The organism is Pantoea sp. SJZ147 (assembly GCF_007828605.1).
Classification (GTDB): Bacteria; Pseudomonadota; Gammaproteobacteria; order Enterobacterales; family Enterobacteriaceae; genus Pantoea; species Pantoea allii.
This window is the reverse complement of record NZ_VIVB01000018.1, coordinates 77,274-90,380: the sequence shown is the minus strand read 5'-3', so window position 1 is coordinate 90,380 and position 13,107 is coordinate 77,274. Positions and strand designations below refer to the sequence as shown.

Below are 13,107 nucleotides of genomic sequence, written 5' to 3'. Positions count from 1 at the left end.
CTCCAGGAAGACGGCGGCAAGGCTACGCCACTGAAGAGAACGGCGCGACTGAGATTTTCTGTTAATAGCTTTAAAAGTATCAGTAAAAACTCACCCTTTCAGGATAAGCTTTTATTAATCAATAATTTATGGAAAATTAAGGGCCTGTATCAACACAAATTCTATTGGATAAACCGAGTCAGCCTTACTCCCCGTTGACGTATTGCACGGCTCAGGCTCTTTGAGACGACATTATGTTGGTATAAACAGAGAAAGGAAACAGCGTAAGCCGGGAATCTACAGGGCTGATTAATGGCAGCCCGTATGCGGGGTGAGCGCAAGTGAAGTGTGGGTTAAGCGAGCGGAGAAGGCTGTTGATGCAACGTGCCAGGTCTTATAAAAACCGTGCTGATCGACAACACGGCAAGACCGCTTTTCAGGTGTCCGGCATCCAGCTAGCGCATTATATATTCCTGAGGCAGATCTGGAAGAATGTTTTCAGACTAAATTGGTATACCGGTTGAAACCATATACGGCCATAACAGCAGTAAGCCAGCATTCTTACTGACACCATTGCCAGGTAGCCCCATAGTGCGCACAAAACCGAAGGTGTGCTCCATACCGTCAGCAGTGTAATGACCAGGCCCACGAATACGGATGATATTTCGCAAAATGCGATATCGGAAAATTGTTTTTCGCGCTGCAATATCGCGCGATAGTGTTGCCCCTGAGGAATGATGATAAAGATGACGGCAGCCATCTCAAGCATCATGGTTATCTGTGGCTGATTAAACAGCCGATCGACAACAATGCCGGAAATAAAAAAAACAGCAAAAATGATCAGTCCCAGCAGTATGTTGCCCCAGTAAATAACCGATAACCTATTGACTGAGAGTGTCGAATAACGAATCACGCTGTTTGAGAACCCGCGATCCGCCAGTGTGTCAATGACCAGCAATCCCGCAATGACAACAGCCAACAAATTAAAGGCTTCAGCCTGCAGGATTTTACCCAGCAGGGAAAGTTGCAATACGCCAATGCTTAATATTTTAAACGATGAAAGAAGCGGCCAATTAACGTGTATAAGATTTATTTTACGTATCGCCATAATATTCCCGCCGGGTAAATTGTTATGACGGTAAGCAGACAGTGATGCCTGCTTACCCTCGGAGTTATTTATATTTTATTGTGGTTTTTCAGTTAACACGGCCTTGAGCACATCAGCACTGTATAAAAATCACGTGGAGTGCTAAATGCTTTTTTATGTTTAATGCCCAAACCTGTTCTTCTGTTCTTGATTTAACGATGAACATTAAAAACGATCCCTGTTATATCGTTATAAAGGTTTTGCTGTGTGTAGATAATTTATAACGCTTTTTAATGAGGTTAACATCATAAGGAAAATCTGATATGTGATTTGAGAAAGGCGATAATGTTTATTGTCTGGATGATATTTCTCACTTGCTAAATAAACGCTTCATAACGACTTGTGGCAAAGTCACGTATGACTATTCAGTAGTAAACCATACAAAATAAAAAAGGCTTTGAAACGTTATACATAGCGTCGTTTTAAGGCGATGACCCAGGATTTTTCCCGTATGAAACACTTAAGCCGGGGCAAAGAAAGTGCAAGGTGGTTATGTAAGCAATGGTCGTAGCGCTTATCCATTCTGAACGTAAAAATTTCCCAGACGTCAGAATATGTTCATGGTAGAGAGGCACAACGTCATAAGAGGAGGTATGGCAGATGCGGGTGCGGCCGTTTTATGGTCAGGACAGAATATTGATATTTGCACGCTGGATGAGCACGTGCTGTGAGTCGTAACGGGGAAAGAGCGATAGCGGCAGTATGAAAAAATAAAGCAGGCTTGAGCCTGCTTTATCGTTATACGTAGAGAGACGCTTCACCTGGTGGACGCGTTTTAAATCGGCGATGCAGCCAAAGGTACTGGTCAGGCGCTCGCATGATTTGGCTCTCAATCACTTTATTCATATAGGCAGCGGCGGCTGATTCATCCGTATGAGGGTAGTTTTCCAGAATCGGTTCGATAATCAGTTTATAACCATCGTTGCCTGGATTACGAATCAGCATGATCGGCACCATCGCAGGCTTGGCCAGGCGAGATAAAACGTATGTGCCGTTTGTTGTCGCTGCTTTCTCAACGGCGAACAGCGGTGCGAAAGTACTGCCTTTTGGGCCGTAATCCTGGTCCGGTGCAAACCAGACGGACTCGCCCTGCTTAAGCGCCTGTACCATCCCGCGCAGATCGCGACGGTCAATCATCGCTTTATTGGATCGCATGCGGCCTTTGGTCTGAACGTACTCCATCGCGCGGTTATTATGTGGTCGGTACATTGCCATCATCGGCTGACACAACCCGCTGATGCGGCCACCCAGCTCCAGAGACATAAAATGGATGCCGATTAACATCACGCCCCGGCCTTCATTCTGAGCAGAATAGAGGTTTGCAAGCCCTGAGACAGTAAACAGGCGCTTAACGGCGTGGTCCGGCCAGAACCAGGCAATGCCCGTTTCAAGCAGCGCCATACCAAGAGAAGCAAAGTTTCCCGCAATCATGCTTTCTTTGTCTTCATCACTGATGCCAGGAAAACAAAGTTCAATGTTACGACGGGTAATGCGCTCTCGACGCTGAAGGAAATGACGGGAAAGTTTACCGGCACCTGCGCCAAGTCGCATCAGGACAGGATAGGGAAGTTGAACTAAGAGCCAGAGAATGCCAAGACCAAACCATGTAAACCAATAACGGGGATGTAAAAGCGTGCTGCTGAACTGCCTGGTGTTTTTCATCATTGACCTTAAAGGATTGATGGATGTAACGCAAAAAGACCCATTCCTTAAGTTCCCAAGCGGTACGGCTGTACTAACTACGACCAGCACTTTATCAAAAAGTGCCCTCTGTCACAGTGAGCTTTCGTCATCTTCAGGATTAGGATGATCGATTGCATCGGCGCGTCATCGAGCAAGAAATGGTGGTGTGAAAAAATTTTATTGTTATAAAACAATGTCTTATTTTTTCGGTTGTGTGTTGAGGATAGCAAAACAGGCGTCTGGAAATTAAGACAGTTCTGTACTCAACAGCCACCATCTTTTCGATAAATTTACATTCTTAGTGGCAAAAATCTAAAAAATGACTATGCATGAGTATGCACAGGCTTCTTGTGAAAAGCTACATGATGAATGCGTGCGCACTGTTCAGGATGTTTGAGAACTGGAAATTCAGCGGAAATTATCCCCACAAGCGATACACGTTTACCCACATACGTAACGTGTATGGCTTAAGAGAAAAACCGAGTCTGGAAAAGAAAAATCCTAGTTATAGGTAATCGTCATCAGGCGAAAATCACCGACTTTTTTTAACTGCACCTTACCCAGCTTAAGCGGCAAAGATTGTTGGCTGTCATTCATACGCAGGGTTGTGGCTTCAGTTTTACCTCCTCTCGTGCAACTTTGTTTAATCTGAGAATTAACAATAAGTGTGTCACAACCGGGTTCCACAATTGAACCTTTGAAATTGATTTGTCCGCCAGTGGCAAAAGACAATGGCGATAACGTCATTAATACAAACACAAAAGTTAATTTTTTCATGGCTTCAGTCTCTGATTGGTTTCACAAAGAAAGAACGGCATTTAAAAATAAAACTTTAGTAGAACATTCGTTTTTTATTTCTCATCTTTGCTTTTTTAATACGAAAATGTGAGCGAATTGGTGTTTTTTTGTTGTGTTATAATACCGAGCATTAAAAATAAGCAGGCTTATCGTTTCTGAACGTTTTTGCGCATCTGGCTTTTAATTAATGATTTCTTTCGGAATAACGCATTTTGGGTAATGAAAGACAACTTAAAACTAATCGTACTTATCAAAGCGTATAAAATTTCTTACATACGCATTCTGAGTGATAACTCAATGAGGTAGGCACGATTACACGTGCTGACACGTAACGTCATGTACTGATCTTACATACATAAGAATTTTCCTCATTCTTATTTTTTACCTGAGTTGTCGGCTGTCAGGCTTCTATGATTGATGATGACGTTTTTTAACAGGGAGTTTTTCTTTTCGGGAGGTTAACGAGATGAAGCGCATGCGGTTATAATGTGTTAATGCTTGATGATATCAATCTATAGGTTGGCAGGGTTTAAATTCTGCGCTGAAACTTCTTCTTTTCATTGGGGAACCTGTAATGTTCTGAGGTGAGCGTATCACCTCTGTTCAGGTGGCCAAATTCAGTGTGCCACTACATTGTTGATATAAGCGCGGTTTGAATAATGCATAGTGGATAGATAGTCAGATAATATATCATGAGGAGGTATAGTATTTTTTTCACGAGCCCACCCATCATATGTTCGTACTTCAATAAATGGATTTGATAATCCTTTTTGAACCCAACGCTCCTCTCTCCTGTTATTACTTAACCCCGAACCTCTCCCATAGATCAAAATTCCTCTTACAGCAAAAAATGGCGGTAAGTCATTATGAGACTTTAATGGGACTAATATATCTCGAAAGGCATCTTGGTTTCTCGCGTACCAACCCAGCCAATCTTCCACTTGTCCGTATGCGTGATTTAAACTTTGAGTAAATGAATCATCTTTATTAGAAATTGATTTAGAAGGTTTTTCGATTTCAAGCAGATAAACATATGTATGCCCAGAACGAGGATTTACCCATGTAAAATCTGTAACAAAATCGACACCTAATGGAAGTTTAGCTATCAATGAATTCGATAGTGCATAGGCAGTGCCAATGATTGAGGCCGGATGTTTCTCGAAAAATTTCTGCACTGTTGATTCTTCGGGATCAGTATTAATTAAGGTGATCAATTCGTTCATTTTTATACTCATTATTAGTTCAACACAACTTTGTGAATTAATAGCTGTTCTAACAGTACATGAGCCTCAGTGCTCGGATATATTGATATTGGAAATAAGAAGAGTCAAATATCAAAAACCTATCAGAAAAAGTAATATGCTTTTAGTCTGATAAATTTTAACCTCTGTATACGGAATAATAGATGATTTAATTAAGCATCAGTTAACCATTCCATCGGGACCAATTTAATACCGTCGCGCCATTCTGGCAATCCAACGACACCATCAATTCCTCCCCAAACTTCGCTTGGTGCATGATCTAAAACTATTAGTTGAAGTTTCCCCTTTTCCTTAATCACTACGTTACCCATTGTTTCAAATGCCCGTCTAACAGCCTCAACATCTTCATCACGAAGCTTTGGTTCATCTTCATTAGCAACGTTTTGAAGCTGAGTAGATTTAGGAAAATAGACCTGACTTGGTTGATCAAGAATAAGAAAACTAGGTACAGGATTATTTTTTTGACTTAAATAAAATTGATGGAGAGAGAGTAATACTGCCAAATGATAGGAGAGCCAATTTGAGCCGCTTCCTATTTCCGAAAGATAATCATCACGCTCATCCCCTAATACTTTTATTGTTAGGTCATTAATTTCTAAAGAAATAGGTGCATTTGGGTCTTCAACGTCTAAACCTTGAAGGATATTCCCTGCCTTTGCGTTAATAATTCTTAATGCTTGGTTTTTACGCAATTCGATATCTTTTTCACGTAACTCTTTTTCAAAGTTCTGTACTATTTCTTTGAGATTATTTACTTCTTCTACAAGTTCACTATCGCTTCCTAGTTTTCTATGTAACTGTAGCGCAGATTCGATATTGCCGATGAAACGCTCAGCACGCCTGGTGGAAAACTGTTGCTCACGCGCCTCCTTCGATCTGCTCGTTAAGGCTCGCTTACTTAACTGGATGGACCTTAAACGCTCGGTTGCGTTAGACACTTCAGAGGTTACACGTTGTAGCTCTCTATCAAATGCGGCTGGAACTTCCTTATGGGTATCAGCTCCTATCGCAGCCTCAACATCTGATAGTCGTTGGACAAGAACTTGTAGCTTTTGCTTGGCAGAATCAGAATGGCTACCACACATGGGGCAATCTGACTCATCATTTGCGTTAGATAATAACCAGCCAGAAATTTTAAGCCGGTCACGTTGCATTAGAAGGGCATTTTCATATTGATGTACTCCAACTCGTAGACGGTTCATTTCTTCAAGACGGTGACGCATTGTAGTTAGTTCACGAGAAACTAATCGCTCTTCGTTTTCGAGCTTATTTAATTCATCCAAAGCGTCTGAAATTGTTGATACGGTTACTTTCAAAGCTAGATCGGTTTGTGAAATAACTTCTTCAAGGTGCCCAATCATTTGCTCTCGGGATAACTGTTCTTGCGGTTTAGGTACCAAGCCAAGTTCTTGGGCCTCACTGTACTTAGACTTTAAATCAGCAAGCCATTGTGCTGATATAGCTTGGGCATCTTTGAGTTCTCTTTCTTTGCGACGTAACAATAGGCGAGTTCTATTGAGTTCAAACTGTTTAGCCATTAATTCAGATGTTACTGCGCCAAGGACATAGGGAAAAATCTTCCGCAATTTTTCCCTATGTTCATAGGTATTAGTTTTAAAGAATAAAACATCGGGATTAGCAACAACGTTTTGCGGCTGAAATGTGAAAGCAGCTAAATCACGAAAAGCTGGTCGGCCATCAAATCCTGAATTTTCATCACCACCTGAAAAGTCAAGATTCGAAAGGTTAGCCAAATCATCAAGCATTCTCTTTACTGCAATAATATTAGTGTTTTTTTCCAGACGGCTGGGGATGGACGTAATATTTTCAGCCTCTAATACATACATATCAGTGGTACTACGTTGGTTTCCTGGTTCTTTTCGTGCCAACAATTTTTCACCTTGCTCTGTTGCCACGACGATCCCAAACCACTCACAATATCTACGAATAGTATTTACTGGAATTGAACAGCTATTGGAACCAAGACAATAATCAATGATGGGAATTACTGCCGATTTCCCAGTGCGTGAGGCACCACTGATAACATTAACTTTGCCGAGTTCAAAACGAATGGTACGAGGCTTAAAATTTTTATTTCGTGGCCAGAGTATGATGCCTCGAATCTGAAAATACATTAGAGTTTCACCTTTAAAGTTGTCACTACCTCATGAATCGAGAGTTCGCCAAACCAAGAGCCCAGTTTTTCTGCCAAATCCATGAGTGTCTTTACCTCATCCGATAATCCCCTCGCCTTTTTTTTCGATAAAGGGATTACATCACCCTCATCTTGCAATTTGAGTAGATCGCTTGCGGCAGCAAGCTCAATTGATCGTAGGCTAAGCTGTCGCCAACGGATTGAACGTTCATGAATTTGAAACAGCAAATCTTGCTTTGATACCGATGAATCGCCAAACTTTGCAGCAAAAGCCCGCAGCCCTGAACTTTTATAGGTACGCTTAACAAACTCAGAAGTCTCTTGATGCAGAATTATAGGAAGTACCAGAAAGAGAAATGGAAGAGGAGGGGGCGCGCTTACTCGATTAGTTTTGACATAACCACAACAAAACCGCCATACAAGAGCAGCACCTAATGCAGGATTCTGAATATTTTGAGCTTCTCTTGCCAGCATTTATGCGACCTTCTTATTCTTCAACTGCGTCGTATAGTTTGGATGCCATCCTACAGCTAAGCTATCAGCTAAAATATGATAGCAACCGGGAATAAAATGGCTTGGCGGAGACATAGCCTGAAGTGGGGTATTAAACTGCATACATTCAAAGTAAAGTAGCTGCCCTTGATCTTGTTCGGGCTTTTCACTGTGTGTTAAACCACAGATTCTCTGTTTATTCTTCCATGTTCTGTGTAGCACAGTATCCAAATCATCAAATGAGGTTTCGTCAACTTCTCCCCGCGCAGCCCAATCAGTTCGGTCGAATGAGGCCATTAAATAGTCACTTATGGCTCCAAGTATTTCTTCATAAGGCAGGCCGATGATCTCTAATTGTTGGACAAATTTATCAGGAAGATACTCCTGAGCCTTCTCTTTTACTGGGGCCTGAGCGCGGCTAGAAAGAACCATCTGGCGATCTATTTTCTGAACATATGCTTTATACCAGGTGTAAAAATCATCACGGGCAATGACAGCAGGTTTTTCTGCCTCTAGAAGCTTATCGATGTGGCGTTTCACTTTTCCGCAAAGATAATTAGTGATATCGCTAACCTTTGAAGGCGAGACAGGATGGCTTCGCACACATGCTTCAAGATCTGCTTGTGGACTACCACTACCAAGTGTCAGTTGAAAGTTGCAAATAAGTCGTTGTAGAAGGTTTTGGTCTGCGGTAAAGACTTTTTCGACGTATTTGGAAATTTCTTTCGAGATGCCATCCTTCAAAGTGAAGTGTGGTGAATCTCCCCATAATTCTGTTCGGGCATGGGTAATGGCTTCTTGGGCATCCTCTGGTGTTTTAGCTTCATTAAACTTTTTAACAATACTTCCTTCAACTGGACGCGATACATATAGCTCAAAAATGGCTTTTTCCACTTCGAAGCCTGGAGATGTAGCAAGGTCAATCCAATTAGAAAGTGTTTTCCATAATGATTTTGCACGATCAGCTGCAGGATTAGCTGTAAGAGCGCTTTTACTTTGAATTAATTTGATATCACCGGAATTATTCTCTTGGGCAACGTCATCAAGTACCTCCAAACTGCAAAGACTACCCTCAGGCGCTTGAAGCAACAAATGAGTGAGCAGTGTAAATTGAAGGCTGTACCCTAACGCTTGACCAGGAACCTCAGTTTTACGCTTGGGCTTAGATTGACCATTCGTTTTTGAAATTGCCATGTGGTTCCATCCAAAATAGAAGGTGCTGTTTCACCCTTTTGGGCATATTACAAGAAGATAATGGTGAAAATCTAGACTATCATCCAGAATTCTGTTCAAGTTCACATTCGAAACCATTATTTTGAAATATCTAGTCTTTTTAACGAAAAGCTGGGACTGTCTCCTTTATGCGATAACCTTTTTTAGTGGCATCACGTTATAGCCTTCACCTCTTTCCAGAGATACGAGCAAGTCAGCCCACAACTCCAACGCCTGTTTCCTCTCATTGAAATACTGATAACGGTTGTATATCCCCTCAACGCCTTTGATTCTGTAGTTCAGGCAGCGTTCTGCAACTACTGAATCAACTCCTAACGCCGCCAGATGTGATCGTGCGGTACGCCGAAAATCATGAATAGTAAAATTCGGTATATCGGGCAGATTACCCTTCACCTTGCTCAACGCTACAGGGAGTGTGCTTTCCTGAATGTGGGGAATCATCCGGTGCTGCATTTTTCTCGCTGGAAGCACCCACTGGCTATTGCAGGACATTTGATGCAGTTCCTTTAGCCATTCAAGAGCTACTGCCGGGATAGGTATATCGATTGCATCGCCATTCTTAACCCGCTCTGCGGGTAAGCGCCAAACCGCTTCATCAAGATCGAACTCTTCCCAACGTGCACCGCAAAGCTCCATCTTACGGCAGCAGAATACCAGCAGAAGCTTCATCGTAAGCTCGTTCTGACGTGAAGAAACCTTTTGTCATTGGCATTGCCTGTAAGAATCGCACAAGCTCTTCTCGGCTTAGCCAGCGTTCCCTGCTTTTTTCCTGCCCACCCGCATCATCAATTTCAAAAGCACCAGTAGGATTCGTTTCTAGCATATGCCGTCTTATTCCGTAATCGAAGATACGGCGAGTCCATCTGAGCACATCGTTAGCGACTGTTGGTGAGCCACGCTGGACGATTTTTTGAAGCATGTCATCAATATGTCTGGGTTTAACCTCTTCGATTCTGAGTCGACCAATTGCCGGATTAATGTCTTTATCTATGCGACGGCGTAGGATGTCTGGATGCTTCCACCGATTGAGGATCTGACGTTCAAAGTATTCAGCAGCTAGTTCTGAAACACATAGTGCGTGCTTTGCGTCCTCCATCTTCCTCAACGCTTCTGCTTTGCGTTCTTGCTTTTCCCCCGCAACGTCATAGCCCAACGTAACACGGGCTGATAGCTGTTTGGTTGTTTCACGTGCTTTAGCGAGTGACAGTTCAGGATAGAGCCTATGACCATTGCCCGCTGCTTCCCCTAAAACGATAGCGAAAGCGCCAAAATGGAGCTGAGTAAAGCCCGTCTCCATAAGCTCTTCCCTCAAAATGCTCACCCGAATTTTTCCATGCTCTGATCTGTACTTCTGTCAGTTTCGCCATGCTTATCTTGTCTCATTGCTATTTACATAAACTACGTGTCATAAATGCCAGTATGTACACGTCTATGTACACACAAAACACGCGCTGTAGTGATATTCCATGAGACTATATAAAACAAAAAAGGCCATGATTTACAATGGCCTTTTTGTCCTGATGTGACTTTATGAGACTAAGCGAGAACGCGTGAAACTTTACTCGATATTCTGAATCTGCTCACGCATCTGTTCAATCAACACTTTTAACTCAATCGCTGAGTTGGTGATCTCTGCATTGATTGATTTAGAGGCCAACGTATTCGACTCGCGGTTGAATTCCTGCATCATAAAGTCGAGGCGACGTCCTACGGCTTCTTTTTTCTTCAGAATGTTGTACGTCTCTTTGACATGCGCATCCAGACGATCCAGCTCTTCTGCGACATCCACACGCTGCGCCATCATGACCAGTTCCTGCTCCAGACGGTTGTTTTCCAACTGTACTTCGGCATCTTCCAGTTTGGCGATCAGACGTTCACGCTGCCACTTGATCACGTCGGGCAGTTGAGCACGCACTTTACTTACCTCATGCGTCACCGCTTCCAGCCGCTGCTCAATCATCGCTTTTAATGCACTACCTTCGCTTTCGCGTGCGTCGATGAAATCATCCAGCGCGCCATCCAGCGCCTGGATCAGCTGTGTGTTGATCGTATCCAGATCCTGCTCTTGCGCAGACATCACGCCCGGCCAGCGCAAAATATCCAGCGGATTGATCGAGCCTTCGTCGCTCTGCATTTTTACCCAGTTAGCGGCCTGAACCAGCTGTTTAGCCAACGACTCGTTCAGCATCAGCTCGCCTTGCGCGCCCGGGTCAGCATCAAAGCGCAGATTACATTCGATTTTACCGCGCGTCAGACGCTGACGAATGCGTTCCCGAATCATTGGCTCCAGCCCGCGGAACTGCTCCGGCAGACGGATGTAGGTTTCAAGATAACGTTGATTAACGGAACGCAGCTCCCAGGCGGCGCTGCCCCAGTCGCCTTTGACTTCACGGCGGGCATAGGCGGTCATACTGCGGATCATAAGCGTTACTCATTTTCAGAAAGATTAGCGTCAGTATAACGAGGCAAAGCTAACCATAACAGGTGTAAGCGTGAACAGGATGAGATAACAAATTATTTCCGCTTTTAGCAACAGGCACTTATGCTGTTTACTGGTTTACTCATCGAGGATCCCTTTTATGTCTCGTGTATTGTGCTTTCCTGTACTGCTGACCTTGCTGTTGGCTGGCTGCCACTCGCCGCCTCCGCCTCCGCCGTCTGCACTGCAACTTGCGCCCTCTACCCGGCCTGTTCCCATTTGTGCTGGCGGTGAAGTGATGATGCAAACCACATTGTGGTTTGGTCTCAGCAAGCCAAAAGGTGGCAGCGTGAGTTCACAGGACTGGATGCGTTTTATCGATAAAGAAGTGACCCCGCGCTTTAAATCTGGGTTGTCGGTTTATGATGCCCAGGGGCAATGGCTGAGTGAAAACGGTCAACTGGCGCGTGAGAAAAGTAAAGCGTTGGTGCTCATTTATAATTTTGACAGCGATAGCAACAGCCGTGTTGAAGCACTGCGCGAGCAGTATAAAAAAGAGTTTGGCCAGGAATCGGTCATGCGCGTCGATTCGCCTTCCTGCGTGAGTTTCTGATGCCATTAACGGCGGCATTGGCCACCGTGAAAGAATCAGATAAACAGTCCGGCGAACGCCGCCGAAAGCAGGCTTACCAGGGTTGAACCATAAACCAGTTTCCAGCCAAATCGGGAAACGACGTTCCCCTGCCGTTCGTTCAGCCCCTTAATCGCGCCTGCCACAATGCCAATTGACGCAAAGTTAGCAAAAGACACCAGGAACACCGACAGGATGCCTAATCCACGTGGCGTCATGCCTGCCGCGACTTTCTTCAGCTCGATCATAGCGACGAATTCATTGGCGACCAGTTTGGTTGCCATAATGCTGCCAGCCTGGAGGGCGTCGGCGGCAGGAATACCAATTAGCCAGGCAAAGGGATAAAAAACATAGCCTAGAAGCTGCTGGAAACTGTATCCAAACACGGCGGCGAACAGGGCGTTGATGGCCGCGATCAAGGCAATAAAACCAATCAGCATCGCCAGGATGATCATGGCCACTTTAAAGCCTGCCAGGATGTACTCACCCAACATTTCGAAGAAACTCTGTTCTTCATGCAACTTGTCCAGTGCGACAGGCTGCTCATCACTTTCCTTGCCGGGATTAATAATCGACAGGATGATAAAGGTGCTGAACATATTGAGCAGTAACGCAGCCACAACATATCGAGCCTCAATCATCGACATGTAAGCACCGACAATGGACAGCGAAACGGTGGACATGGCGGTTGCGGCCATCGTGTAAAGGCGCTTAGGTGGGATATCGGCCAGTATACCTTTATAAGCAATAAAGTTTTCAGACTGGCCCAGTACCAGCGTACTGACTGCGTTAAAGGACTCCAGCTTTCCCATGCCGTTGATTTTAGACAGGACTGTTCCCACGAGCCGGATCAGCAATGGCAGAATGCGCCAGTGCTGCAAAATACCAATCAGTGCGGAAATAAAAACGATCGGGCAGAGTACGCCAAGAAAGATAAAGGCCAGGCCTTGTTGACTCATGCCGCCAAAAACAAACTCCGTGCCTTGCGCTGCAAAACCAAGCAGCGTTTCAAAAAAGCGGCCCACCGCACCCACGAGTGCCAGTCCACCGGCAGAATGAAGAAAGAACCAGCCCAGTGCGGCTTCAACGACAATAAGTTGAATAATATAGCGTGGGCGAATGTGTTTACGGTCATGACTGACCAGTAACGCAAGGGCGAAAATCACCACCAGCGCCAGCAGGAAATGAAAAATAGCGGCCATAGTTTTATCAGTTAGCAAATATGCGGCAAAAGGTAAGGCATTTAGCCATACTCCAACATGAATTTCATCATGAGCCTGACGGGCCAGGGCAAGAGACAGCAGGCCA

At 44.2% G+C, this 13,107-nt stretch carries 10 protein-coding genes and 1 pseudogene; 1 reads left to right on the top strand and 10 read right to left on the bottom strand.

Translation table 11 applies throughout. The features are described from left to right. Nucleotides 1-442 precede the first annotated feature (442 nt). The 9 genes and pseudogenes from FBY13_RS22025 to FBY13_RS21985 all read right to left on the bottom strand — a co-directional run bounded on the left by FBY13_RS22025 (nucleotide 443) and on the right by FBY13_RS21985 (nucleotide 11,171). The gene (locus FBY13_RS22025) at nucleotides 443-1,087 is read right to left on the bottom strand and encodes an oligosaccharide flippase family protein (RefSeq protein ID WP_063877729.1); all 645 of its coding nucleotides are present in this window, start codon (nucleotides 1,085-1,087) and stop codon (nucleotides 443-445) included. Between the two features lie 777 nt (nucleotides 1,088-1,864). Then, nucleotides 1,865-2,788, bottom strand: a complete 924-nt coding sequence (lpxP, locus tag FBY13_RS22020; RefSeq protein WP_063877728.1) for a kdo(2)-lipid IV(A) palmitoleoyltransferase — start codon at nucleotides 2,786-2,788, stop codon at nucleotides 1,865-1,867. Nucleotides 2,789-3,310: 522 nt separating this feature from the next. After that, complete coding sequence (locus FBY13_RS22015; RefSeq protein ID WP_063877727.1) at nucleotides 3,311-3,586, bottom strand: hypothetical protein; 276 nt, start codon at nucleotides 3,584-3,586, stop codon at nucleotides 3,311-3,313. A gap of 638 nt (nucleotides 3,587-4,224) precedes the next feature. Continuing rightward, nucleotides 4,225-4,830 carry a Shedu immune nuclease family protein gene (locus FBY13_RS22010; protein WP_186440845.1) on the bottom strand — a complete coding sequence of 202 codons (606 nt, stop codon included), beginning with the start codon at nucleotides 4,828-4,830 and terminating at the stop codon, nucleotides 4,225-4,227. Between the two features lie 191 nt (nucleotides 4,831-5,021). Beyond that, a complete protein-coding gene (locus tag FBY13_RS22005) occupies nucleotides 5,022-7,004 on the bottom strand; it encodes a DUF3732 domain-containing protein (protein ID WP_145395142.1) in 1,983 nt (660 codons plus the stop codon). Next, nucleotides 7,004-7,498 (bottom strand): three component ABC system middle component, encoded by a 495-nt coding sequence (locus FBY13_RS22000; protein ID WP_145395141.1) that lies wholly within the window; start codon nucleotides 7,496-7,498, stop codon nucleotides 7,004-7,006. The genes FBY13_RS22005 and FBY13_RS22000 overlap by 1 nt, the downstream gene beginning before the upstream one ends. Next, nucleotides 7,499-8,710: an ABC-three component system protein gene (locus tag FBY13_RS21995; RefSeq protein ID WP_145395140.1), complete on the bottom strand. Its 1,212-nt coding sequence runs from the start codon at nucleotides 8,708-8,710 to the stop codon at nucleotides 7,499-7,501. It lies immediately after the preceding gene. A gap of 165 nt (nucleotides 8,711-8,875) precedes the next feature. Next, nucleotides 8,876-10,116: pseudogene (locus FBY13_RS21990) on the bottom strand (tyrosine-type recombinase/integrase). Between the two features lie 191 nt (nucleotides 10,117-10,307). Continuing rightward, entirely contained in the window at nucleotides 10,308-11,171 is an 864-nt protein-coding gene (locus tag FBY13_RS21985) for a YicC/YloC family endoribonuclease (RefSeq protein ID WP_063877724.1), read from the bottom strand. A gap of 157 nt (nucleotides 11,172-11,328) precedes the next feature. On the opposite strand from FBY13_RS21985, the gene FBY13_RS21980 reads away from it, so the two are divergent. Next, nucleotides 11,329-11,781 (top strand): DUF3574 domain-containing protein, encoded by a 453-nt coding sequence (locus FBY13_RS21980; protein WP_096011121.1) that lies wholly within the window; start codon nucleotides 11,329-11,331, stop codon nucleotides 11,779-11,781. Nucleotides 11,782-11,816: 35 nt separating this feature from the next. On the opposite strand, the gene FBY13_RS21975 is transcribed toward FBY13_RS21980, so the two are convergent. Then, on the bottom strand, nucleotides 11,817-13,001 hold the full coding sequence (locus FBY13_RS21975) for a NupC/NupG family nucleoside CNT transporter (RefSeq protein WP_063881061.1): 1,185 nt from the start codon (nucleotides 12,999-13,001) through the stop codon (nucleotides 11,817-11,819). Nucleotides 13,002-13,107: the final 106 nt, after the last annotated feature.